Annotated in this window: 25 protein-coding genes, 7 tRNA genes and 2 pseudogenes; 2 read left to right on the top strand and 32 right to left on the bottom strand. The window is 39.3% G+C overall.

The annotated features are described in order from the left end of the window. Window positions 1–38 precede the first annotated feature (38 nt). From E7K77_RS09295 to rpsD, 21 genes and pseudogenes are all read right to left on the bottom strand, one after another. The gene (locus E7K77_RS09295; protein WP_287531469.1) at window positions 39–743 is read right to left on the bottom strand and encodes a DUF421 domain-containing protein; all 705 of its coding nucleotides are present in this window, start codon (window positions 741–743) and stop codon (window positions 39–41) included. A 12-nt stretch (window positions 744–755) separates the two neighbouring features. Then, window positions 756–1217 (bottom strand): DUF3290 family protein, encoded by a 462-nt coding sequence (locus tag E7K77_RS09290; RefSeq protein ID WP_287531468.1) that lies wholly within the window; start codon window positions 1215–1217, stop codon window positions 756–758. Window positions 1218–1389: 172 nt separating this feature from the next. Continuing rightward, on the bottom strand, window positions 1390–2397 hold the full coding sequence (ilvC, locus tag E7K77_RS09285) for a ketol-acid reductoisomerase (protein WP_156697236.1): 1008 nt from the start codon (window positions 2395–2397) through the stop codon (window positions 1390–1392). A 141-nt stretch (window positions 2398–2538) separates the two neighbouring features. Beyond that, on the bottom strand, window positions 2539–3324 hold the full coding sequence (locus tag E7K77_RS09280) for an ABC transporter ATP-binding protein (RefSeq protein WP_325306542.1): 786 nt from the start codon (window positions 3322–3324) through the stop codon (window positions 2539–2541). Window positions 3325–3335: 11 nt separating this feature from the next. Beyond that, window positions 3336–3824, bottom strand: coding sequence for an acetolactate synthase small subunit (gene ilvN / locus E7K77_RS09275; RefSeq protein WP_004696811.1), 489 nt, complete (start codon window positions 3822–3824; stop codon window positions 3336–3338). Further along, a complete protein-coding gene (gene ilvB, locus E7K77_RS09270) occupies window positions 3824–5533 on the bottom strand; it encodes a biosynthetic-type acetolactate synthase large subunit (protein ID WP_004696901.1) in 1710 nt (569 codons plus the stop codon). Before ilvB ends, ilvN begins: the two co-directional genes overlap by 1 nt. Window positions 5534–5551: 18 nt before the next feature. After that, window positions 5552–6775, bottom strand: a complete 1224-nt coding sequence (gene ilvA, locus E7K77_RS09265) for a threonine ammonia-lyase (RefSeq protein ID WP_004696872.1) — start codon at window positions 6773–6775, stop codon at window positions 5552–5554. A 42-nt stretch (window positions 6776–6817) separates the two neighbouring features. Beyond that, window positions 6818–8488 carry a dihydroxy-acid dehydratase gene (gene ilvD / locus E7K77_RS09260; RefSeq protein WP_004695202.1) on the bottom strand — a complete coding sequence of 557 codons (1671 nt, stop codon included), beginning with the start codon at window positions 8486–8488 and terminating at the stop codon, window positions 6818–6820. A 535-nt stretch (window positions 8489–9023) separates the two neighbouring features. After that, window positions 9024–10427 (bottom strand): DASS family sodium-coupled anion symporter, encoded by a 1404-nt coding sequence (locus E7K77_RS09255; RefSeq protein ID WP_004695199.1) that lies wholly within the window; start codon window positions 10425–10427, stop codon window positions 9024–9026. A gap of 16 nt (window positions 10428–10443) precedes the next feature. Further along, entirely contained in the window at window positions 10444–10887 is a 444-nt protein-coding gene (locus E7K77_RS09250; RefSeq protein WP_004696849.1) for a cupin domain-containing protein, read from the bottom strand. A 68-nt stretch (window positions 10888–10955) separates the two neighbouring features. Further along, window positions 10956–11264 (bottom strand): heavy-metal-associated domain-containing protein, encoded by a 309-nt coding sequence (locus E7K77_RS09245; RefSeq protein WP_021148497.1) that lies wholly within the window; start codon window positions 11262–11264, stop codon window positions 10956–10958. Window positions 11265–11278: 14 nt separating this feature from the next. Further along, window positions 11279–11521, bottom strand: coding sequence for a Sec-independent protein translocase subunit TatA/TatB (locus tag E7K77_RS09240; protein ID WP_008602548.1), 243 nt, complete (start codon window positions 11519–11521; stop codon window positions 11279–11281). Between the two features lie 36 nt (window positions 11522–11557). Further along, window positions 11558–12312, bottom strand: a pseudogene (gene pgl, locus E7K77_RS09235) (6-phosphogluconolactonase). Window positions 12313–12482: 170 nt separating this feature from the next. After that, on the bottom strand, window positions 12483–13274 hold the full coding sequence (gene fabM, locus E7K77_RS09230; protein ID WP_058948075.1) for a trans-2-decenoyl-ACP isomerase: 792 nt from the start codon (window positions 13272–13274) through the stop codon (window positions 12483–12485). A 98-nt stretch (window positions 13275–13372) separates the two neighbouring features. Next, window positions 13373–13543 carry a pentapeptide repeat-containing protein gene (locus tag E7K77_RS09995; protein ID WP_443084084.1) on the bottom strand — a complete coding sequence of 57 codons (171 nt, stop codon included), beginning with the start codon at window positions 13541–13543 and terminating at the stop codon, window positions 13373–13375. Window positions 13544–13809: 266 nt separating this feature from the next. Next, window positions 13810–14778, bottom strand: a complete 969-nt coding sequence (locus tag E7K77_RS09225) for a toll/interleukin-1 receptor domain-containing protein (protein WP_270279410.1) — start codon at window positions 14776–14778, stop codon at window positions 13810–13812. A 563-nt stretch (window positions 14779–15341) separates the two neighbouring features. Beyond that, window positions 15342–15491 (bottom strand): annotated as a pseudogene (locus tag E7K77_RS09220) (IS200/IS605 family transposase); the annotation flags it as partial. Window positions 15492–15691: 200 nt separating this feature from the next. Further along, window positions 15692–16084, bottom strand: coding sequence for a 30S ribosomal protein S9 (gene rpsI, locus E7K77_RS09215; RefSeq protein ID WP_004695188.1), 393 nt, complete (start codon window positions 16082–16084; stop codon window positions 15692–15694). A 20-nt stretch (window positions 16085–16104) separates the two neighbouring features. Next, window positions 16105–16545, bottom strand: a complete 441-nt coding sequence (gene rplM / locus E7K77_RS09210) for a 50S ribosomal protein L13 (protein WP_008714963.1) — start codon at window positions 16543–16545, stop codon at window positions 16105–16107. Between the two features lie 155 nt (window positions 16546–16700). Beyond that, a complete protein-coding gene (locus E7K77_RS09205; protein ID WP_325306540.1) occupies window positions 16701–17714 on the bottom strand; it encodes a hypothetical protein in 1014 nt (337 codons plus the stop codon). A 122-nt stretch (window positions 17715–17836) separates the two neighbouring features. Then, window positions 17837–18424 carry a 30S ribosomal protein S4 gene (gene rpsD, locus E7K77_RS09200; RefSeq protein ID WP_008602541.1) on the bottom strand — a complete coding sequence of 196 codons (588 nt, stop codon included), beginning with the start codon at window positions 18422–18424 and terminating at the stop codon, window positions 17837–17839. 297 nt (window positions 18425–18721) lie between these two features. Here rpsD and E7K77_RS09195 point away from each other — a divergent pair, with 297 nt between their 5' ends. Both E7K77_RS09195 and E7K77_RS09190 read left to right on the top strand, forming a co-directional pair. Next, window positions 18722–19621, top strand: coding sequence for a LysR family transcriptional regulator (locus E7K77_RS09195; protein WP_004695178.1), 900 nt, complete (start codon window positions 18722–18724; stop codon window positions 19619–19621). Between the two features lie 222 nt (window positions 19622–19843). After that, entirely contained in the window at window positions 19844–20167 is a 324-nt protein-coding gene (locus E7K77_RS09190) for a YnfA family protein (RefSeq protein ID WP_008602538.1), read from the top strand. 44 nt (window positions 20168–20211) lie between these two features. On the opposite strand, the gene E7K77_RS09185 is transcribed toward E7K77_RS09190, so the two are convergent. The 11 genes from E7K77_RS09185 to E7K77_RS09135 all read right to left on the bottom strand — a co-directional run bounded on the left by E7K77_RS09185 (window position 20212) and on the right by E7K77_RS09135 (window position 25626). Then, a tRNA-Val gene (locus E7K77_RS09185) sits at window positions 20212–20287 on the bottom strand. Between the two features lie 3 nt (window positions 20288–20290). Continuing rightward, a tRNA-Glu gene (locus tag E7K77_RS09180) sits at window positions 20291–20365 on the bottom strand. A gap of 8 nt (window positions 20366–20373) precedes the next feature. Next, a tRNA-Asn gene (locus E7K77_RS09175) sits at window positions 20374–20449 on the bottom strand. Between the two features lie 45 nt (window positions 20450–20494). Beyond that, window positions 20495–20569 (bottom strand) — tRNA-Glu (locus E7K77_RS09170). A gap of 5 nt (window positions 20570–20574) precedes the next feature. Continuing rightward, window positions 20575–20650, bottom strand: a tRNA-Lys gene (locus E7K77_RS09165). A 3-nt stretch (window positions 20651–20653) separates the two neighbouring features. Next, window positions 20654–20729 (bottom strand) — tRNA-Asn (locus tag E7K77_RS09160). Window positions 20730–20734: 5 nt separating this feature from the next. After that, a tRNA-Gly gene (locus tag E7K77_RS09155) sits at window positions 20735–20809 on the bottom strand. Window positions 20810–21009: 200 nt separating this feature from the next. Further along, window positions 21010–22128 (bottom strand): nicotinate-nucleotide--dimethylbenzimidazole phosphoribosyltransferase, encoded by a 1119-nt coding sequence (locus tag E7K77_RS09150; protein WP_325306539.1) that lies wholly within the window; start codon window positions 22126–22128, stop codon window positions 21010–21012. Continuing rightward, the gene (locus E7K77_RS09145; RefSeq protein WP_325306538.1) at window positions 22125–23162 is read right to left on the bottom strand and encodes a nicotinate-nucleotide--dimethylbenzimidazole phosphoribosyltransferase; all 1038 of its coding nucleotides are present in this window, start codon (window positions 23160–23162) and stop codon (window positions 22125–22127) included. The genes E7K77_RS09150 and E7K77_RS09145 overlap by 4 nt, the downstream gene beginning before the upstream one ends. 122 nt (window positions 23163–23284) lie before the next feature. Next, a complete protein-coding gene (locus E7K77_RS09140; protein ID WP_270279417.1) occupies window positions 23285–24172 on the bottom strand; it encodes a prephenate dehydrogenase in 888 nt (295 codons plus the stop codon). A gap of 107 nt (window positions 24173–24279) precedes the next feature. Further along, window positions 24280–25626 carry an MATE family efflux transporter gene (locus E7K77_RS09135; RefSeq protein WP_325306537.1) on the bottom strand — a complete coding sequence of 449 codons (1347 nt, stop codon included), beginning with the start codon at window positions 25624–25626 and terminating at the stop codon, window positions 24280–24282. Window positions 25627–25644 lie beyond the last annotated feature (18 nt).

Here is a 25644-nt window from a genome sequence, read left to right as displayed (position 1 = left end):
GTTAATAGATGTATTAGCTTCATATTACAAGCTACAACTTAAGGCTTTAATTTGCTCTTAGTCTTATTTTTTATTGAGCTAACTAAATTAGGTTTCTCTCTTTTATCGTAAGGATATACAACAACTTTACCATCTTTATATTCAGCAATATATATGTCCTTAACAGAGTATCCATGAGATTGAACTTCTTGTTCAAGCCACGCTCTATCTTTTTCAATTACATCAAGGGTAAATTGATTAATTTGACCATCATCGATAAGATCAAATCGGATATTATCTTCACCAAATTGAACCACGTTGAGCTGACCGTTTTGCTCCAATACGGCACGCTTAACATCCGTAACATATTGAACACCTGCAGCGCGAAGTTTTAATTTAAGCTCTGCCGCTTGAATGCCGTAACGCATACATTCTTCCGTTAAAATATGACCTCGTTCGATTACGATAACGGGATGACCATCAAGAATTGCTTTGAAGAAACGAAGATTTCCTTTTAAAAACTTAAGCGTCATTACCAAAATAGTCCACAAAATAAGGACTAACATAAACTGTAAAATACCAATTTGGTCATTGTAAATGATGGCACCGATAATACCACCAAGTACATAGTTTTGCAATTGGTCCAAAGCAGAGGTTGGCGCTAAATTGCCCTTTCCCATTAAGTTGATTTGTAAGATAATCGCCAAGAGACCGATGGCGAGTTTTGCAAAGACCATCCCATAGACGGCCATAGCTTCTGTCATATGTGGTCCTCCTTATGGTAATACGTCCGCTTTATCGTGAATTCGATCTGTAGGGCTCACCTTATACACACGGGTAATCGTATAGGTTGAAAACTCTGGGTTAAATTGAACCTCATAGTAAGCATCACTTACTTTTAAAATCATACCATTACGAATCTTTAAGGAGTTAACCGCCAATTGGTCGCTCGGTACGGAACGATCTGAACTAAAAGAATGTAAAAATTGAGCCATACGAGAGGAGTCCTCAGAATAGATTTTCATCCGATTATATTCTTGGTATTCAAGCCCTAAGAAGAACACTACGATTAAAGACAATATAACCATCAGATCACGATAGCGACTAGTAAAACCATTTCGTAATACTTGTACGCCCAAAACGAGCAATGCTAATAGAACAGCTACAATTATAATAAAGCCCCATGTTTGGCCCGCTACAGCCTGACTTTCAACATAGGCTAATGTGTAAAAATCCATGCCACACTCCTTTCAAATATACCTTTTATTATACCATATTTAATTCCAATATTTTCGATGTAATCGTCAAAAGGGCCCTAAATAATGTAAGAAAAGATAAAAAATAGCGACCCCTTACGGGGTCGCTTTTAATAAGCATATAATCTCACAAAAGATTACCTAAGTAATGCTCTTATTTTAACCAGCTCATCAAGTTGCGAAGTTCTGCACCAACTGGTTCGATTGGATGGCTAGCAGCGGCTTCACGGTGTTCTTTAAGGAATTTTTGACCATTTTTAGAATCTGCCAAGAATTCATCAGCAAATTTACCAGATTGAATATCAGCCAAGATTTGTTCCATCGCTTTTTTAGTATCCGCTGTGATTACGCGAGGACCTGCATGGTAGTCGCCGTATTCAGCAGTGTTGGAGATGGAGTGGCGCATTTTTTGGAAGCCACCTTCGTAGATAAGATCTACGATTAATTTCATTTCATGCAAGCATTCGAAGTAAGCGTTAACAGGTTCATAACCAGCTTCAGTTAATACTTCAAAGCCAGTTTTGATCAACTCAGTAACACCACCACACAATACAGCTTGTTCACCAAAGAGGTCAGTTTCAGTTTCGGATTTGAAGTTAGTTTCCAAAATACCAGAACGACCACCACCGATACCAGATGCCCATGCTAATGCCACTTCTTCAGTATCGCCAGATGGGTCTTTTTCTACAGCGTACAAGCAAGGAACGCCAGAACCTTCTTGGTATGTACGACGAACTAAATGACCAGGACCTTTAGGAGCTACCATGAATACGTTGATGTCTTCACGAGGTACGATTTTACCAAAGTGAATGTTAAAGCCATGAGCAAATGCCAAGTACGCACCTTGTTTCAAGTTTGGAGCAATATCTTGTGCATATACGTCTGCTTGCAATTCGTCTGGAATCAATACCATAACGATATCAGCGCCTTTAACGGCTTCTGCAGTTTCTTTCACTGTAAGACCTGCTTCTTCAGCCGCTTTCCAGCTAGAAGAACCACCGCGAAGACCAATTGTTACGTCCATACCATTTTCTTTCAAGTTCAATGCATGAGCATGACCTTGTGAACCGTAACCTAACACTGTAATTTTTTTGCCTTCCAATTTGCTTAAATTACAATCTGCATCATAATAAACTGTAGTACCTAAAATTTTACCTGCCATATTAGACAACCTCCAAACATATTCAATAGAATATAGATTATATATACTGTACACAATCTAACAAATTTTTGCAAGATGTGGCGTACATTAATTTATTATCAGTAAGCCAAGTTTTAAGCCTCTGATAAAAAAATTTGATAACTACCGAACCATCACCCATGGACGATCATCTTTCCATACAACTTGTACGGAAAGTCCAAAGATATCAGATAAAATATCATCAGTTAGTACCTTGTGTTTAGGACCTGCATGAATCATCTTACCCTCTCGCAAGATAGCTACATGAGTAATAAACGATAGTATCTCTTCAATTTGATGTGACACATAGATAATCGGTGTCTGCTGCTCAGCTACCAAAGTGGATACGGTGCGTAAAAACTGCTCCCTCGCTGGTAAGTCCAAACCAGAGCAAGGCTCATCCAAAATCAATAATTCTGGATTTGCCATGATGGACCGTGCCAATAATACACGTCGCTGTTCCCCAGCAGACAATGTATGGAAACGATGACCTTCTAAGTGGCTTAACCCAAACTCAGCCAATAATTGCATACCCCGCTCTCGCACCTCTGGCGCAACCTCTTGGTATATACCGATGCTACTGAAAGCACCAGAAATGATGACATCCTCTACAACTTGTTTATCCAAGGTGGATTGAAACTGTCCCAGAGCCGAGCTGACAAAGCCTAATCTCGATTTGATTTTAGGCCATGCGTATTTACCAAATTCATGTCCAAATACGCGCAAAGTGCCTGTCGTAGGAATTTGATAGGCTGGTATCATGCTGAGTAGCGTCGATTTACCAGCCCCATTGAGCCCTAAGAGGGCCCAATGTTCACCTTCCTCTATATGCCAATTTACATTATCTAAAATAGGTCTACCATCACGGCGAAAGCAGACATTTTCATAATGGAGTAATTCACGCCCCACGTTATCAACTCCTACATTTTTTCTCCGCGGCTCATAGCGGTGATACCTGTTTTGGCAATTTCAAGAATACCATAGGTTTCCATAATTTGAATGAAGCCACGTAATTTTTCTACACTGCCAATGACTTCAATGATCATAGATGTAGGAGAAATATCTAACACATTACCACGATATACATCGGCAATCTGTACAATTTGTGATCTTGTGGAAGCAGATGCTTTTACCTTGATAAGCATTAGCTCACGGCATACCACATCATGATCGTCAAACACTTTAACCTTAACAACATCGATGAGCTTGTAGATTTGTTTTTGCACTTGATCAAGAATTCGGTCATCGGCCTCTACAGTAATAGTAATACGTGCATAACCTGGCTGATTTGTAATGCCAGATGTCATTTTTGTAACGTTAAAGCCACGACGGTTAAAGAGTGCCAAGATACGTGTACCAATACCTGGTGCATTTTTTGCAATGATTAAGACTTGATGTTCTTTTGCCATTATAGCACCCCTTTCTTACCCATCATACCGCTTATCGTGCCGCCTGCTGGGATCATTGGCAATACATTATCCTCTCGTTCAACGCGACAATCCAAGACAATGCTTTCATCCGATGTAATGTATGATTTAAATTCTTTGTTGAAAGTTTCAACATTATCTAGACGAGCTGCTTTCAAGTCAAATGCATCTGCGAGTTTCACGAAGTTCGGACTCACTTCTAAATCTACATAAGAGTAGCGTCTATCATTGAAGATTTCTTGCCATTGACGAACCATACCAAGATAGCCATTGTTAATAATAACAATCTTGATTGGCAAATTATATTGACGAACCATCATGAGCTCTTCACAAGTCATTTGGAACCCGCCATCACCGACAACGAGGATAACTTGCTTCTTAGGTGCCCCTACTTGAGCCCCAATAGCCGCCGGTAAGCCATACCCCATGGTACCCGCACCGCCAGAGGTAACGATAGTATGAGGTTTTTTATGAGTTAAGAATTGAGCCGCCCACATTTGATGTTGACCGACATCACTTACGATTATGGCATCTTCCTTGGCAATCTTATTAAGCTCAGACAACACATATTGTGCATGCAATACACCATTTTTCGATTCAGGAATCACCATAGGGTATTCCGTTTGCCATTCTCGAATTTGCTCAAGCCACGCTTCATGCGTTGTAGGTTCTACAAGAGCATTAAGCTCCGTTAATACCTGTTTTAGATCCCCTACGATAGGCACATTGATTGTAACATTCTTATCAATTTCAGCTGGGTCAATATCGATATGGATAATTTTAGCTTTTTTACAGAAGAAATCTGGATGGCCTGTGATGCGGTCATGGAAACGAATCCCTGCAGCAATCACGAGATCAGCCTCATCTGTACTATTATTAGCTGCAACAGAACCGTGCATACCAACCATACCTAGAGCCAACTCGTGATCTCCTGGGAAGCCACCAAGCCCAACTAATGTATTCGTCACCGGGATTTGAGCCTTTTCAGCTAATTCCTTAAGCTCATCCATAGCACTAGATTTCAATACGCCTGCTCCAGCAATGATAAGTGGGCGCTTTGCATTTTTGATGAGAGTAGCTGCTTTTTTGATTTGACCTTGATGCCCTTTATAGGTTGGATCATAGCCTTCAAGATGAATAGGTACTTCGTACAATTTGTTGTATTCCGCCATGGATATTTTTTCGGTTTGAATATCCTTAGGAATATCAATGAGTACAGGGCCTGGGCGACCTGTACCAGCAATAAAGTACGCCTCTTTAATGATGCGAGGCAAATCATGAATATCTTGAACAAGATAGTTATGCTTGGTTATAGGCATCGTAATACCTTGGATATCCGCCTCTTGAAAGGAGTCCTTACCGATAAATGGTCGGCCAACCTGACCTGTAATGGCCACCATAGGTACGGAATCCATGTACGCAGTCATAATACCTGTTACAAGATTCGTTGCACCAGGACCAGACGTAGCAAGACATACCCCAACTTTGCCGGACACACGTGCATAACCATCCGCGGCATGTGCAGCACCTTGTTCATGACGAACAAAGTAATGTTTAATTTCAGGGAAGCTATATATTTCATCATAAATTGGAATTACCGCGCCACCTGGATAGCCGAACATATCGGTTACACCAAGGCGATGCAATGTTTCAAGGACAATGCGTGCCCCATTGATTGTTTCTGCGCTCATAGGAACCCTTTCACCCAGCTATTCAGACAATATTTCGCTGGAATTTAAACGTTTAATAATGTAGCCATTATGTTTGAAAGTATCAATAATGTGTTGGATGTGCTCTTCACCATTTGTTTCTACCGTTACTTGCAATTCCACTTCATGAAAACGGTCAAGGTTTTTGAACTGATTATGATCAAGTTTAATAACGTTTGCATCTGCATCCGCCAGCATTTGAGATACCGCAACCAATTGACCTGGTTTATCAGGAAGGTTAACGGAGAAGGTAAAGATACGACCACGCAATACGAGACCTTTATTAATCATGGACGATATAGTAAGTACGTCGATATTACCACCGCTGACGATAGCTACCACCTTTTTATCGCGGCACTCTAATTTTTTAAGACCAGCGAGTGGTAAAATACCAGAATTTTCTGCTACTAACTTATGTTTTTCAACAAGCAATAAAAATGCTTCCATCAATTCATAATCAGAAACGGTAATAATTTCATCTACATATTGTTTGATATATTCTAATGTAGTTTCCCCAATTTGGCGTACTGCCGTACCATCTGCAATCGTCGCCACTTCATCGAGAGGTACAGGATGATCAGCCTTTAAGGCAGCTAGGGCACTCGCTGCACCTTCTGGTTCTACACCGATAATCTTAACGCGCGGATTTTTTAATTTTGCAGCAGCCGCAATACCAGATACGATACCACCGCCACCAACAGGAACGAGCAAGATATCTGCATCAGGCAATTCATCAAGAACCTCAAGGGCAATCGTACCTTGCCCTTCGATGACATCTTCATCATTAAACGGATGAACGAACACATAGCCGTGTTCTTTTTGCAACTCCATCGCCTTTTGATAGGCTTCGTCATAAATCTCGCCGAATAGTACAACATCTGCACCGTATTGTTTTGTAGCATTCACCTTGATAAGAGGCGTGTGTTTCGGCATGACAATAGTCGCTTTAATACCAAGACGTTTCGCAGCAAGGGCCACGCCTTGTGCATGATTACCGGCAGACGCAGCGATAACACCGCGCGCCTTTTCCTCTTCTGTTAGTTTTGCAATTTTATTATAAGCTCCACGAACCTTGAAAGAGCCTGTTATTTGCAAGTTTTCTGGCTTGATGTATACATCATTTCCACACTCGTCAGAAAACACATCACTATGAAGTAACTTCGTTTTCACAGTGATTGTGCTCAATCGCTCACGAGCCTCCATAAAATCATATAACTTATACATATACACGGTCTCCTCTAGTTAGTATTAAATGAAAGTCGAGTATTAGTCTTCAAATACTTCGATAGCACCTTGTGCAGCAGAGGATACGTGAAGAGCGTATTTTTTAAGATATCCAGTTACATTGGATTTGAACGGTTTCAATGCAGCTTTACGACGAGCGATTTCATCATCAGATACAGCTAATTCCAATTTACCGTTTGGAATATCGATGTTGATAATATCACCATCTTCAACGATGGCAATGGTACCGCCTGCAGCTGCTTCTGGAGATACGTGTCCGATCGATGCACCACGAGTCGCACCAGAGAAGCGTCCATCTGTCAACAATGCTACATCTTTATCTAGACCCATACCGGCAATCATAGATGTTGGAGTCAACATTTCACGCATACCAGGACCGCCTTTAGGGCCTTCGTAGCGGATAACTACAACATCACCTTTTACAATTTTACCGCCCGTGATAGCTTCAACCGCTTCTTCTTCGCTGTTGAATACCTTTGCTGGACCAGAGTGAACAAGCATATCTGCATCTACAGCACCGGCTTTTACAACGGAACCGTCTACAGCAAGGTTACCTTTGAGAACCGCAATACCACCAGTTTCATGTACTGGATTATCCCATGGATGGATAACATCTTCATCCACAACATGAGCGGCCGCTGCAATTTCACCTTGTGTTTTAAGAGCAACAGTTTTGCAATCTGTATGAAGGCGACCATTTTCTGCTAAACGTTTCAACACGGCAGATACACCACCTGCAGCGTACAAGTCTTCAATGAAATATACGCCAGATGGAGATAATTTAGATAATTGAGGTGTATTTTGGGCGATGCGATCGAAATCGTCTAAGGATAATGGCACACCTGCTTCGTGAGCAATAGCCGGTAAATGAAGCGCCGTATTAGAGGAGCCACCCAAAGCCATATCAAGAGCTACCGCATTTTCAAAGGCTTCACGAGTCATAATATCTTTAGGTCGAAGGTTTGCTTTTAATACCTCTACCGCTTGCATACCCGCTAATTTTGCTAAGCGCAAACGTTCAGAATATACCGCTGGGATTGTACCATTGCCAGGAAGGCCCATACCGAGAGCTTCTGTTAAACAGTTCATTGTATTTGCCGTATACATACCAGAGCAAGAGCCACATGTAGGACATGCCGTATTTTCGATATCGGCTAGCTCAGCATCATCCATTTCACCAGTTTGATGTTTACCTACGGCCTCGAATACGTCGGACAAACCAATCTTTTTACCTTTATGTACACCAGCGAGCATAGCCCCACCAGACACGAATACAGATGGGATATTAAGGCGCGCAGCTGCAATCAACATGCCTGGCACTACCTTATCACAGTTTGGAATGAATACCATCGCATCGAATGGTGTAGCCATAGCAGTAGCTTCGATGGAATCTGCAATGATATTACGTGTAACTAAGGAGTATTTCATGCCGATATGGTTCATTGCCAAACCATCACAAATACCGATAGTATTGAACTCAATTGGCACACCACCTGCGTTGCGGATACCGTCTTTTACGGCTTGTACAATATTTTTCAGGCCTACGTGACCAGGGATGATTTCATTGAAAGAATTGGCAATACCGATGACTGGTCTACCCATTTCTTCATCAACAAAACCTAGAGCTTTTAGTAAAGATCTGTGTGGTGCACGTGCTACGCCTGTTTTCAAATTGTCACTTCTACAACTCATGTTAATCTCCTCACTTTTGAAAGCATCCACTTGGACAGCTTTCACGACGCATAAAAAAAGACGATTCCAATGAATCGTCTTAAAAGTTTACAAATGATATTCCTTTTGTTTACAGAATTCCTATATACATAAATAATCCTATGTACCCCTTGGAAAATATACACATAAGAAACAAACCATATAGTCAAATCTTATTGATTGTATATTAAACCATTCGCGGAACTTCTAAGACAAAAACGTGTTAAGTTGTTGTTCATAATTCGAATGTCATTAATAATCACGACTAGCGCAATAATCAATAAGCTAATGACTAAACCTAACATGTTTCCTCCTAAAATATTCTGTAATATTAATCACGGAATAATAATAACACGTTATATTATCCCGCGCAAGATAATTCACAATAAATTCTATAGATTCATCATAGTTTTTTTATGAAGTTCACCATACCCAAAAACTATAGCAAACCTAGTAAGGTATAAAAAATATAGATATAACAAGAAAAATCCCTCACCGTAGTGAGGGATTGAATATATTATAAAATACCAAAGAGCCACATGCCAAAGGTGCCACCCCAGAAATGAATGAGGAAGCTCACCACGGAAATGGCAAGACCTACGCGCCACCATGTACCTTGTGGCACATAGCCAGCACCGAAGAAGATCGGTGTTACACCTGAACTATAGTGAGTCAATGTACAGCCAGGACTGTTCATCAAACCAAAGAGCAATATCGTAAACGGAATAGGAGCCCCCATCGCCACTAAAATGGCCGCAAAGGCGGAGAATAAAGCCGTAATACGCGCCGTACCACTGGCAAAGAAATACTGAGAGTACACAAAGGTAGCGGAAATGATAAAAGACGCCCAGAACCAGTCAAAGCCAGCTAAATGTTGACTTACAAAATCTGCAAAGACAGCTACTACACCGAGTTTACCAAGCAGCCCAGCCATGCCCACGAGCGTACCCATCCAGATGAGGATATCCCAACCGGTGCGTTCACCCAAAATATCCTCCCAAGTAAGAGAGCCAGTTACTACACAAGCAAGAACGCCCATCATCGCAACAACTGTAGGATGAAGCTTAGTCCAAATCGCTGTAGCCCAAAGCAAGATGCAAAGAACAAAAATAATGGCAACAGAAATTTCAGCCTTCGTAATAGGACCAAGAGCATCTAGTTCTTTTTGAGCCATTGCTGCAGCCTCTGGTGTTTCCTTGATTTCTGGTGGATAGATTTTATAGATAAACCAAGGCATCAAAATCATACAAATCACACCAGGAATCACACCGGCTTGGAACCATTCCCACCAAGATATATCATAGCCGAATAACTTCGCCCCTAAGGACGTAATAAGTAAATTACCACTACATGCAGTCAAGAAGATCGTTACTGTAATGGTGTTAATAGTATGTGCCGTCGTCATCAAGTATGCCCCAATGCGGCGAGCCGTATTACCATAAGGTTCAGAGCCAAAAGCTAAAGAAATATTTTGTACGATGGGGAATACGATACCACCGCCACGCGCCGTATTAGATGGTGTAGCTGGAGAAATAATCAAATCCGTACAGGCCAAAGCATAGGCAAGCTTTAATGAGCTTGTGCCAAAGGAGCGAATCAAAGTATACGCAATACGCTTACCAAGACCAGAATTAATAATACCTCGTGAAAAGAATACGGCTGCTACGATAAGCCACACATTCGCCTCTGCATAGCCACCTAGTGCCTGTACCATAGTGATGGAGTTAGTGGCTACGGCTACAACAATACCAAAAAGCGCCATAATGCCCGTTGGCCAAGGTCGCAAGATAAAACCCACAATAGTAGCCGTAAAGATAGCTAATAAATGCCAACCTTCAGGCTTGATTGCCTCTGTATGAGGTAAAAACCAAATGGCGAGGCCCACTAAAACGGTAAGGGCCGCTCGTGTAAAAGTATTCATAGAACCTCCATTAGGCTTAACAACTTTCCAAGAATTCTTTGATCTTAGGATTTGCTCGTAACATTTCCATCTCTTCAGGGGATAATAACTTTACCTTATCTCGATCTTGATTTACCAAGCAAAGAAAACCAATATAATCGCCCTTATTAGCACGGAACTGATGAATTGTTTTGCCTGGAATTTCGATAAAATCACCAGCTTCTACATCGTGGATTTCATCGCCCAATAAGACTTGCCCCTTGCCGCGAAATATCATAACCATATGCGTATGATCGTGATACTCCAAGGTAGAATATCCCCCTGGCAAACATTCAAAATAGCGGAATTGACAGGGAATATCATAAGCACCATCGTATAATACTTGACGTGTTACATCTTTAAAAGGACTACCATCTTGTTTATAAACCAAGGTTTCGATACCGTCCCACTTAAAATTTTTAGCATCAAACTTACGTATCATCATATTACCTCTTTAAACAAAAAAGGGCTGCATCGAAACAAGGTTTCAATACAGCTCCATCGGTTCGATTATTTGAAGAGACGTTTCAAAGTGCCTAGTAATCCATGACTATGTTTTTGTACACCGTCTGCAACGCCTGCCACTTCAAAGCCAGTTCGTTCAATGGCTTTTGTAATAACTTCTACAGATGCTTTTGTTGGATCAAAAGAAACGGTAGCTGTCTTTTCTGGCAAATCTACTTCTGCACTTAATACGCCAGGCAAACCTAGAGATGCACCTTCAACTGTTTCTTTACAGTTGTTGCACATCATCCCCGGTACAGTAAATACCTTTGTTACAACGCCATTATCTTCGCCACAACCACAATCTTTGCACATAGTGTTACCTCCTATTAATCCTTAGCTTCTTTATGTTTATCGTCGTTCTTAGCCCCTGCTGTCACATCGATAGTAGTCGCTTTCTTAACGGCTTCTTTCGTTTCATCAACAGCCTTTTTAGGCCCCGAAATAGCATCTTTAAACTCATTGATGCCTTTACCAATAGCTTTACCGACTTCAGGTAATTTACCAGGTCCGAAGATAACTAGAGCAATCACTAATATAACTATTAATTCAGGTGTTCCTATAGACCCCATATGTATCTCCTTTATTTTTACTACTACTTATACTCTTTAGTGTACATCATCATAGGCTGCCTTGTCCACATACCAGGTCATAGCTTCTTGTGAAAGCACCGCTCCAGGCAATACACGACCAATGCGTTTTTCCCAAGGTAAATCCTCGTAATCTTCGCGTTGATACAATACCTTTGTCAAAGCAGTTCGCTTACTTTCACCAGTTACGGTAAACCAAACCGCATCAGATTTTGCTAAGAACGAAAAGGTCATAGAAATACGTTCCCATACCTTTCCATCCTCAACGGCTACCACGTCTTGATCTGTGACACGCAATGCATGAGAACCTGCAAATAGGCCGGCTGTATGACCATCTTCACCAAGATCGAGCAATGCCAAATCTAGTCCACTTTTTTACAAGCCTTGAGAACATTCTTAACCTCTTTCTCGTATTCCGCTGCCGCTTCTATTACAGTTTTAGAATCTGTATTGATTGGCAAAAAATGAGCCGCCCCTTTCGCCTTACACAACAAGTAAGGTTTCACGCGATTGAAGTAATTATCCTCATGAGATTGCGGCAAGAATCGCTCATCAGTCCACACAAAGAATATGCGTTCCCAATTGAGGCGTTCAATATATTCTGGGGAATTAAGCAATTCTAATAAACCATTAATAACAGTCCCGCCCGTAATACCAACAACACACGTTTCAGTGCGATTGATTTCCTCGTTGGTGAAAACAATAAAATCCTCTGCCAATGCTTGAACTACATCGCTAGGGCTGTCATAACATTTAATTGTATCTTGAGCCATGTAATAATGACCTCCTAAAACTATTTCAATAGTTCTATTATATACACTTTTTCTGTGTAATGAAAGCAAAACCGATGTAACTCAATAGTTGGAGCCACATCGGTTCTAATTATATTTGTATTTTCTTATGAATTACAGGAAATTCCATTCCGTATATTCATAAATCAATATTATTGTTGACCAAATTTAGGACGGCGACGCTCTGTAAACGCACGGACTCCTTCTTTGAAGTCCTCTGAAAGGCCTAATTTACATTGGTTTTCTACCTCAAACTTCTTGTACTCTTCCCAACCCGCTAAGAAGCTATTCCACATCATTTCCTTCATAACGCGGTAAGATTGTGCAGGCCCTTTTGCCAACTTCTCAACAAGGCGTCTTGTAGCAGTCTCTAAATCTTCTAATTCACAAACCTTATACACAAAGCCAAGTTCCTTACCCTTTTCAGCAGATACGGCTTCACCGGTCATAACAATATGCATAGCACGGTTCATGCCAATGGAGCGAGTTAATAAGAATAAACCGCCTGCATCAGGAGCAAGACCTACATTTACGAAGGCTTGAATAAAGCGTACGTTATTAGCAGCTACAACAAAGTCCGCCGCCAAAGCCATATTGAAGGCAGCACCTGCCGCAGCCCCTTGAAGGCTCATGATAACAGGTTTTGGTAACTTCTTCATGGCCATAGAAATCTCAGCTACTAGCTCAACGATTTCAAATAAAGACTCAGTATCCCCTTCGTTTACAGCGCGCTCCATCTCTGTTAAATCGCCACCCGCAGAGAATACCTTACCCTCTGCATTGATAAGCAATGCACGAACACTTTCATCATTATGAGCCTTATCTAAGACCTCAAGGATCTCCTTACACATCTCGATATTAAAACCATTGGCTACTGTCGGACGATTAAAGGTCAAAGTACCAATACCGTTATCCACTACGTACTGAATTGTATTATAAATCATATGATTTCTCCTATATAAAAATCTATTTTCGAAAAAATTCGATTATTATATATCTATTATAGGAGAATTAAATATAGATGTAAATAAGATTAATAAGATTAAAAAATAAGTACTTTCACACACACATGATGAAAATCAACATCTTTTAAATTACAACCATTAAATACTACTTTACAAAATCTACTACTCTTGAAGCTTGTATTCTTTAGATTAACAAATATAAAGTCCACATTAATGAACCTTGCCGTTCTCATAAAACATTTGGTCATGTGACCGGCTCTATACATAACATTATTAAATTCTATTTCATTAAAACAACAATTATGAATATTGATTAAATATTGATATGAATTTTTATGACCACGTAGTTCCTTAGGCCAATTTGTCAGATTAAAAGGGAGGTTCTTCCCTAATTTATTTCTATTCAGCCTTCTTTTTTGTAGTTGCTTTTTCCTTTATAATTTTCTACTAACCAAATCATAACCTCACTAAATATATACTTATTTTGTAGGGTTGTTTTCTTTCTTAAAATTTATTAAACTTCTTCGTTCATAATAAAATCATCCGTAATATCAATAGGATTTAAAATTCGATATTGAAGAGTAACCTTACTTTCTAATTCATCTTCGCTACTCACATATACATTCTGTACTTTACCAATGGCAATAAAATTATTTTTATTTACCCAAACAATACCATCGCCAACCCCAAGAGTTATACCCCACTTAAACGGAACCAATGCATCAATTGGAATATCTGAGGTGCGCCTAATTACATCAAATGCTGTAAAGTTGTGAATACGAAATGTCTTTTGAACTTTATTATAAGAGTATATACTATTTCCCCCTCTAGTAGACCAGTGAGTAGTAAAATCCATTGGAGCTAAACCTATCTGAAAATCTCCATCATTCAATAAATATTGAAATGTGACGATACCTTCCGGTTGACATTCAAAATTCATCAAATTTATTGTATCAGCCAATAACTTGAATGTTTCTACATCATTATAATAATTTTCAATCCTCGTTTGGGGCTCTACACTATCAGCAGATAATGTTTCATCTCTTAATGTACTAATAAGCTCAAAAATTTTCTTTCTATTATCTTGAGAATATGGCTCAACAAAATTCAATGCACTAACAAACTTACCTTCAAAAAATGATGGCAAATGTATATATTTTCCCGTTTCAATAATTGGAATTATAAATTTACTATCAGAGTTCTCTTTTAGCAACATAAACTCATTATATACACCTGTACCAATTTTCTGCATCTTTTTTAAATATGTCTCAGTACAAATACATAATACAAATCTTGATGTACTTATTCCCTCAGACATAAACGCATCCAATTTTGTTCCAGGATGATTTTCATATACATCAAGAAGAACTTCAAAACCCCATTTTTTTAAATAAACCGCCAACCATTGGGTAAAACTTTTTACCTTTTGATCTTTTTCCTCTGCGTCTTCCCACGCATAAGAAATAAAAACTTTTTTCTTCATTTTTTTCTCCCCATAATATGTCTAACACTTACCTTCACTACTTATTTTTTATTATACCATGATGTCTATGATATAAAATTATATGAATCACATTAAAAGTAATCTTAATTGGATCTGTCTTTCAAGCAAACTGTTTTTGGCAGTTCAGGAAAACAACAAATTAAAAATATTTACAGTTATTTCTACTAAAATTCCTCTAAGTTTTCACATAAGCCATCAAATGCTTGTATTATTTATTTTATAGAGTAGCTTATTGTTATAAGGGTTAATTACTAAAAATGCTATTACTCATTCCACTTAAGAAAACTAACTTGAACTCATAAAATTTGTAATTCTTACTCCAAGAGAGTATTGGAAGGGACTATACTGCAGTAATAATTTATTAAATTCATTACTTACAAAACTTATCTTTATTACTATTTTTAAAACTAAAAAATTAAATTAGAACCACCTATTTAACTGACTATTTGCTCATGTATTATAGTCCCCTCAGTACTAATTCAGTGTCTAAAGGCACAAGTTCTCACTAGGATTAATCCGCGTTCTCATTAAATCGTAGCCTCCCCCTTATATTCACATAAACCGCTCAATATTTCACGTAAACTATTTCTGTACTGATTATATATAACTTACAATTTACATTTAGGTATAAATACTATCCGGTATTTACATAGCTATATTATGTGCGCAAGACTTTCTGTCGTTGTTGCTATATAAATCACCTTTCTTTTGCATATAATGTGACTTAAACATCTACATTATATTTAAACAAGGTCATTTTTTGTATAATTTTCATTTCAGCCCCCACATAGCTGGTAGTTTTATGATTCGCGACTCCGTCACGAATCAGTCTAAAGACACAAAAAACACCTGCAGACATTGTCTGCAGGTGTAATAACCTGTATTCCAAATATTAACGTTTGGAGAATTGGCTTGCTTTGCGGGCTTTTTTAAGACCGTATTTTTTACGTTCTTTCATACGTGGGTCACGAGTCAAGAAGCCAGCTTTTTTCAAAGATTGACGAAGTTCGCCATCTACGTCCAATAACGCACGGGAGATACCGTGACGAATTGCACCAGCTTGACCGGAAGGACCGCCACCAGCTACAGTTGCGATAACATCGTATTGTTCAACTGTGTTAGTCAAGTTCAAAGGTTGTTTTACGATCAATTCCAAAGTTTGGCGACCGAAATAATCATTAAGTTCACGTTTGTTAACAGTGATTTTACCTGTGCCCGGTACCAGACGAACTCTAGCAACGGAAGATTTTCTACGACCAGTGCCGTAATATTGTGCTACTGCCATTATATATTCCTCCCTCTAGATTATCGTACGGAAATTTCTAACACTTCTGGTTTTTGAGCTGCATGTGGATGCTCAGGACCAGCGTATACATTTAATTTACGGTATTGTTGTGCACCCAATTTATTTTTTGGAAGCATACCACGAACTGCCATCTCAACAACACGTTCAGGTTGTTTTTCAAGCATCATACCCAATTTAGTGAAACGGGAACCACCTGGGTAACCAGAGTGACGGAAGTATTCCTTTTGTTCCAATTTTTTACCAGTTACGCGAATTTTTTCTGCGTTTACAACGATCACATGGTCACCAGTGTCTACGTGTGGTGTGAAAGTTGGTTTATTTTTGCCCCGAAGAACTTTTGCAACTTCGGCAGCAAGGCGTCCTAAAGTTTTACCTTCAGCGTCAACAACATACCATTTCCGTTCGATTGTGTTCGGATTGGCCATATATGTAGTTTTCATGCTGCTTATCCTCCTAATAACGTCATAATTCTACCAAAATCAGCTAGTCCTCGCTTCCGGGGCTAATGGAAACACGACTAAAGCTTACTCAAAATAGTATACAGATTTTATGGGTTTGTGTCAATTGATTTTCTATCCTCAAAATACAAAATAAATTACTTGCCTACTTTTTGTAACATCTCAATAATATTACTAACAGACTCCATATTTGATTTTGATAAACTAATTTCCTCTTCATTTAAATAACCACTAGACCTATGTGAATATATATAGTCAGTTGTTTTAATTAAGATAATTTTACGAATCATTGGATCCGCCTCTGCATTTATAAATACATCAAAGGTCGCCAATGCATGCTCCTTAGCTTTATTAATCGTATAATTATGTCTTGTAATATTATATTTTTTACCTAACCAATAAATTAAAAATACTAATACACCTAAAGTAGAAGCTCTTGCTAATACAATTGATAAAAAAGTATACATAGCATTAAAATTATCAGAACTAACTATAATTGGATTGTTAATATAATGGCACGCCAATAATAAAAAAGATATAATAACAATTATTAAGCCTATAAACCAAACCCAACTTAAATACCCCTGAGTTTTCGCCTCAGCTTTATATAAATGACTATAATTAGATACCGCAGTTTGATGCGCTAAATCATTAGTCTCTTTTAAGAGTTTCCTTAAGCTTTCTATTTGATTTCCATTTTCCTCAATATTCGTATTCAAGTTAGTTAAAAAATTAGATTCAGTTGAAAGTTTATCACTAAACTTTAGCATCTTTAAATATGTAATAATAGAAATAATTTTAGCTTCATCCTTTTTATAAAGCCAAATAATGTATTCAATTTCTTTATCAATACCATGATTTATTAAATCAGAAACTGAAAGTATACTGCTATTATCAGTAATTATTTTTTTATTAATTAATTCTATTCGTTTATACGTATTTGATATTAAATCACACATAAAGTTTTTTAAGTTCAATGAAAGCTTAGTAATATCTATATCAAACCGTAGCTCTAAATAAGTCTCAATAATATAATTAAACTCTTCATACTTGGGTATTTGCTTTATAGAAACATAACCTCGTATATCATTGTAAAGTTTGTTCATATCATGAAGATTATCATAAAAATTTTGTTCATCATAAAGATTCATATTTATCTCCCTATAAATTTTTATCTGAATACTTTAAGTAAACTACTCATACTCCGTTAAAACTATTTTTATGATTACTAAAAACCCCGTATACAATTGTATACGGGGTTTTTAGCGCCAAATTATTTGGAATACAATTCGACGATAAGTGTTTCGTTAACTTCGATAGGAAGTTCTTCACGTTGAGGAAGACGAGTGAAAGTAGCTTTGAAGCCGTCCAAGTCTTTTTCAATGTAAGGAAGTTCGAAAGAACGAAGTTCTTGGAAATTAGTTTTGAACATTTCGTTGTCACGAGATGCTTCGCGTAATTCGATTACATCGCCTGGTTTGCAGGAGAAGGAAGGAATGTCTACGCGACGACCGTTTACCAAGATGTGGCCATGGTTTACCATTTGACGAGCTTGACGAATGGAGTTACCGAAACCGATGCGATATACAAGGTTGTCAAGACGTTGTTCCAAAAGGATCAACATGTTTTGACCTGTAACACCTTGCATTTTTTTCGCTTTATCATAATAGCGTACGAACTGGCGTTCTAGCAAGTTGTAGTAAGCTTTAACTTTTTGTTTTTCTAATAATTGTGTGCCATACTCAGACATTTTCTTCTGACGTTGGTCTTTTTTGACGCGATTCAAGGCTTTTGCGTGACCGAATACGTTCACACCAAAGCGACGACAAAGTTTGAATCGAGCCTCTCTTCTCGTTGCCATGTGATTATCACCTCATAAGATTAAAATAAACTTGTACCTACACATAATGGTACCCAAGTATAATATCATTTTCATTTACTTATGTCAATTATCGATACTTGTGAAAGTTATTGAAATAAGTGCATAATCACATTTTTTGATTACACTTTTTTACGATAATACTACTCTCTATATCGATTGTGCATGTTTCATCATATTTTATAGATTTAGATGAAAAATCAATTATAGTATGCTACAATATGAATAAGTAAGGTAATAGGTATCATTGGATTCTTATAACTAAATTGGGGGAATAGCATGAAAGAGTTACCTACAATGCAAGAGCTACAAAGTTTTATTACCTATAATAAAACAGGAAGCTTTACATTAGCAGCACAATCTATGAATATTACACAATCAGCTTTCAGCGCTCAAATGAAAAAATTAGAGCGTTTAGTTGGTGTAAAATTAATCTCCCGTTCTACAAGAGGTAGCCGTTTAACACCAGAAGGTGAGTTATTTCTACCAGAAGCAGAACAAGTTCTCGACACATTGGAACGAGCGATCCAATCCATTCGTTTGGCCAGCAAGGTTGAACGACCAATTCTAAACATTGGCGTATTACGTAGTCTTGGGGATATCCGTCTAAATGGTTACGTATCCCACTTCTTCCAAAACCATCCTGAATTCTCTGTCAGTATTTACGACATGGAGGAAGAAGAATTGATGCTCGACTTGCGCGAAAATCGCATCGACATTGCATTACTCTATTTGCCAAACAATAAGGATATGTCTGCATACGAATCCACTGCACTTAGAGAAGATGAGTTTGTATACTATGCGCCAAACTTAGTGAACGGTATGGAAACGGCTAGTTTGAAAGCTATCCAGCAGCAACCATTGCTCATGTATCCTCCTAAATACTTTATGTACCGCACATTAAAAAACTATGTTGGAAACGGTCAGCAAAACCTACATATCCGCGGTAGTCGCCTGTCCAATCCATATACAATGATTGACTATTGTCAAAAGAATAAATCTGGCTGCATTGTAGCACGTCAAATTTTAAGTTCCTTAAATATCAATGATGGCTTTGTACCTTTAGAAAAACCATTCAAACTTCAAGTGTGTTTCGCATTTAAGAAGAACAATTCTAAAACAGAAACCATGCATACCTTCATGGATTATGTACAAAGCGAATCACCACCACGTTTATAAAAAATAACAAAACCCCGTATACTTTTTTAGGTGTACGGGGTTTTGTTATATTTACAACACGACTCAATTCCATCACTGCTAAAATCTATATTTAAGTAAATTTTCTCTTTCATTCTAAACAGTTAATAGTCTAAGGGTATAAAATAATTGCTCTCTTCTAACTCAGGTTGTAAAATAGAGAATAGATTTCAATTAATACAGTAAGAATACAGTGAGGTTACTATGCTCTTATCTATTCTCTTCTTTATATTGGCAGGACTTGCGGAAATCGGTGGTGGCTATCTCGTATGGCTTTATATGCGCGATGACAAAGGACCGATTTACCTGATCGCAGGTGCATTTATATTATTTTTATACGGTATTATCCCTACCTTTCAACCAGAAGCTAGTTTTGGTAAAGTTTACGCCGCCTATGGCGGTGTATTCATTGCCCTCTCTATTCTCTGGGGATGGCTTGTGGACGGCTTGCGACCAGACATGTATGATATCATCGGTGGTATCGTATGTCTTGTAGGTGTATATATCATCATGTACGCACCGCGATAATTTTACATACTAAAAAACGGCTATCCGAAGATAACCGTTTACTTTGGTGGACGATGACAGGATCGAACTGCCGACATCCTGCTTGTAAGGCAGGCGCTCTCCCAGCTGAGCTAATCGTCCATGTGGTGACCCGTCCGGGAATCGAACCCGGGATACCGCCGTGAAAGGGCGGTGTCTTAACCGCTTGACCAACGGGCCAATAAAAATGGCTCCTCGAGTAGGACTCGAACCTACGACCGATCGGTTAACAGCCGATTGCTCTACCGACTGAGCTATCGAGGAATGTGTATGGAGCGGGAAACGAGATCTGAGCTAATCGTCCATATGTGGTGACCCGTCCGGGAATCGAACCCGGGATACCGCCGTGAAAGGGCGGTGTCTTAACCGCTTGACCAACGGGCCAGAAATGGTGACTCACCCGCGACTCGAACGCGGGACACCCTGATTAAAAGTCAGGTGCTCTGCCAACTGAGCTAGTGAGTCAAATGGCTCCTCGAGTAGGACTCGAACCTACGACCGATCGGTTAACAGCCGATTGCTCTACCGACTGAGCTATCGAGGAATGTATGGAGCGGGAAACGAGATTCGAACTCGCGACCCCCGCCTTGGCAAGGCGGTGCTCTACCGCTGAGCTATTCCCGCATACAGAACCGATAATTACTATAACATAATTATCAATCTGTCGTCAAGGATGAATTAAGTCCGTCCTGACTGCCATATAATGATATCAATTTACACATATAGTGTCAATGGTTTTTCCGTAAAATTCCTTGAAAATATAGCATACAAGAATGTCTTTTTACCCGAGAAAAAGGGGGCGTACAAGCCCCCTTCAAAACGGGTTATTCTTTATTCTTTTGTCTACCTTTACCAGCCCCATCTTCGGCTGCACTCACCTCCGCTTCAACGAAGGTTTTCATGTCATTTAGCATATACATAGATGCATTGATAACAGATAGGCCCATGGTAGAACCTAAGGCTTCATCGATTAGCAGTTTATAGTCTAAATAAGGCTTTACTCCTAAGAAGCGACATTGTTCTTTATGTATAGGCTCATCATGTATAGGCTCATCATAGGCAGCCGACGGGAACACATAGTCCTTAACTAGCGGTTCAATGGTAACTGCCGCTAAAACAGCTGCACCAGTTACTATATTATCAAAGACTACAGCCATGCGATGGCTAGCAGCTCCTAAGATAAAGGCCGTTAAAAATGCAATATCTAAACCACCCGCTATGTGAAGCAAGTGCAATACCGCATCACGGCGCTCACTTTCACTAATAGCAGACCAATCATCAACAGCAATCTTGAATGGATCTACAAAGGAATGAATATGAGCAGCACGTTCATCCACTGTAGGCCCCCATTCATTGTGTACGAGAATATCATTGTAGGCACAGCCTGTAATAGTAGCTGTCGTTACGAGAGAATCTAAAAAGGCTCTCTCCCCTATGTTACCAATCGCCACCACTTGTAGTCCATCTGCATGTAATTTATCTGCATAGGTAAAACCTAGCTCAAGAGCACGGTCTAATTCATCTCGAGAAATAACAGGTTCTACACCAAAGAAATGGGCCCCCTTCCGAATCACCTGTTGCTCAATATTTGCTAAATCAGAAGTGTCTTGTTCTAGACCTATATTCACCACATGTACAACAGCATTTAATTTAGCTGCAGCCCCTTGTGTAGCTGTTGTTCCCTCATTAAAGCGTTTTATGGCAGCATAACTTTCACTACCATGTTGATCATTTTGCGGTCCATCTACCAAGTGATCAGCTGCCACAACGAGCACACCTTGACGCAAATGATTTGGTTTAGGGTCTCTTAAAATTCCTGCAAAACGCTCCGCTATAGTTTCTAACGTAGCCAAGCTATAGATAGGCTTTGTCAGATTATCAATACGGAATCGACATGTTTCCATTGCTTGTGTATCTAACGGCTCAATTTTGAAAGTCCTCATTTATTACCTCCTGTAATGGCCATATACATATGCACCGCAAGATCTAGCATCCCCATTTGTATCGAACTGCCAGAGGCCTCCCCCAAACAAAGTCCCAAGTCTACATACGCTTCTAAGCCTAGGTTTTCTAAGGAGGACTTCGCCGCCTTTTCTGCAGACAAATGAGATGCCATCACATAATCCATCGCTTTTGGAGCCAACGTTTTAGCCACCAATGCACAAGCCGATGTATTAAATCCATCGATAATAACTAACCCATGATTTGCTGCAGCACCTAAGATAACACCCACAATACAAGCAAATTCAAAGCCACCTACAGAAGATAAAATCCCAATAGCATCGTCTTTAGGAATATCCTTATATTTCTCCAGTACATCATGAACGATCCGCTGTTTTAATTTGAGGCGCTCATCGGAAATATTCGTCCCTCGCCCCGTCGCCTCTTCCGCGGTAAGTCCTGCAAACTTAGCGGTCATAAGGGCACTAGCTGTCGTATTCGATATGCCCATTTCGCCTACAAGAAACACATTAAAGCCTTCGTCGATTTTTTCTTTTACAAGTCGAATGCCCGTTTCGATACCTTCAATCGCTTGATCATGCGTCATAGCAGGCTCTTCTACAAAGTTTTTCGTTCCCATCCCCAATTTATGACTTCGAAGACCCGGAACCCAACTCATATCCGCATCAATCCCCATGTCGATAACTTCCATTTGGGCCCCACAATAATTAGCTAGGGAGTTAGCACCCGCACCTTTAGGGATTAGATAATTTTGTGTCATCCCAACAGTTGTTTCCTTAGGATACGCACTGACACCCATATCAGCTACGCCATGATCCGCAGAAGCAATAATCATACATGGTTTTGGCACGGTTACCTGCTCTTGATTCGTAGCCGCCCCATATTGAGCCACAACATCTACAAGACGACCATATAGTTCCACCGGCGATTCTGCATTCCAGCTATTAAATATATGTTGTTCAATCTCTAAGCTGCGACCTGTAATAGCGCCACAAGTTTCTTGTAACAAACTCATAAAAGCTCCCTTAACATAATATATTTACATACTCATATCGATATATAGTATACACGTTTCTAGATATATGTCATGTTTTCCAGTTACATTTACTCTCTTATAGGATACAAAACTACGCCATTTTAATTATCCTTGATTTGACCAGTTAAATACGGTAACTTTCCTCGAATCTCGCGACTTCGTTCAAGATAGATTTCTAATTCTTGACCGTCATCCTCTTGTAAAAGTATCTCTTTTACACGTTGAATTTCTGCTTCAACTTGTGTAAGACCTTCGATGACATTACGACGATTTCCATAGATAATTTCACGCCACATCGATGGTAACCCACCTGCAACACGGGTGCAGTCACGGAACCCACCAGCAGATAATTTCATGCGTAATTCGCCCAATTCACCACCGCCAGAAACTTGTGTCACAATGGACGCCAACAAATGAGGCATATGACTAACCATCGCAAGATATGCATCATGGGCATAGATATCGACAAATTCAATACGAGACCCTAAGGCACGACCCATTTCAGCTAATTCTTGAGCTACTTCTTCACTATATACATCAGATGCCTTATCTTCTAACACGATCCAGCCCATACCTTTGAATAGGTTTTTATGAGATACTTCATACCCACCCTTTTCGGATCCTGCCATAGGATGGACAGATACGAAAACGGTCCCCTTAGGAATCGATTCATAAACGGCTCGTACAAAATTTTCCTTCGCACTAGATACATCGGTTACGACTTGTCCTGGTCTAAATAGATGAGCCGTTTCAGTAAAAAGTCGTGCATTTGTATCAGGCGGCAAGGAGAATACAACGATATCCGAATGTTTAATCAATGGTTCAACTTCTGTCCATGCAGCTTTTACTACTCCATCTTGAATAGCCGCATCACAGACCTCTTGGCGACGTGCATAACCTACTACCTCATAATCGGTATATGCCTTTAAGGCCTTTGCCAAGGATCCACCTAATAGGCCTAAGCCAATAATGCCTACTGTCTTGCTCATATAAACCTACTTTCAAGTAAAACTAGCAATGTCTATTCTCCAATATAATGCTAGTTATATTACATTATTATTTAGCTAATTGTAAATCAAAATTAGGGAGAATGAAATTAAGCTTCGATAAGATGCTTGTTTCTCCATTTGCCGCTATACCAACGATATACAAACAATACACCTCGCAAGATTTCATCAGCGGCCATGGCTATCCATATACCAACAAGGCCCCAGCCCCAGTAAATACCAAATAGATACGATAATGGCACGGCGCATAACCACATGCCAAAGATTCCCACTAGCATAGGCGTACGAATATCACCAGCAGCCTGTAAACAACCAACCATAACGATATTTACTGCACGTCCTAACTCAAGGAAGATCTCAACCAGTAATACATTATGTGCTAACTCTAAGATTTCCGGATCTGAAGTAAACACAGATACAAGAAAATCACTAGTCACATAGAAGAATGTAGCAAGACCTACGCTAATAGCAATCGCTAAATACATGGACCTCCATACACGACTAGTAACCTCCTCTTGGCGTTTAGCGCCCATTAGGAAGCCTACAATAACTTGTGAAGCATTGGATAGCGCTATGGTGTATACATAACAAAGCATGGCGATAACAGATACATACACCTTTGTATTGATTACCGCGAGTCCCAAAATATTGACCATTTTCATAATCGTCGTTTGAGATAATTGATAGCTCAATGTTTCTCCACCAGAAGGAACACTAATATGCAATAAAGATTTAACCGTATGCCACGGAAATGGTTTTAAGAATGAAAAGCTAATTTTTAAGGTCAATAATTTCTTAAAAGTATAACCAATAATAATGAGGCCTACTACCTTAGATAGCCACGTAGAAATAGAAACACCTAATACCCCAAGACTTGGTATTGGACCATGTCCAAAGATTAATACATAGTTTGTTAGAATATGAATGATATTCATCACAAGGGCAATGTACATGGTAACGCGTGTTAATGAGTGACCTCTAAATACGGCTACTAACGCATAATACATCGCTTGTATCGGTAGCCCTGCAGCAACGATAGTAGTATATATCGACGTATCACTCATCGTTTCTGGTGGTATACCTAGCCATGTAAAGATCCATTTATGACAAATAATAAAGAATACTGCCGCTATAGATGAAAAGAGAAAATTCATCACTAAACTGACCGTACATACCTCTGATAGCTTGGTCTGGTTTCTTGCTCCTAAATATTGGGCAATCAAAATGGTCGTAGCTGTACTCATGACAATGATGAGCATAATAAAGATATTTAAAATTTGATTGGCATTAGCTACCGCTGCTACCGCTTGAGGCGAGTAGTGACTCATCATCAATTGGTCTATATTACCTACTAGCATCTGCAGGAACACTTCAATAAATATAGGCCAACTCAAAGTCCAGATAGATAGACTAATCCCCTTTTCGTATGCTTTCATAAAAACCTCTGCAATGAA

The sequence above is a fragment of the Veillonella parvula genome (genome assembly GCF_032577575.1).
Lineage (GTDB): Bacteria > Bacillota > Negativicutes > Veillonellales > Veillonellaceae > Veillonella.
This window is presented reverse-complemented; position numbering and strand designations above follow the sequence as displayed.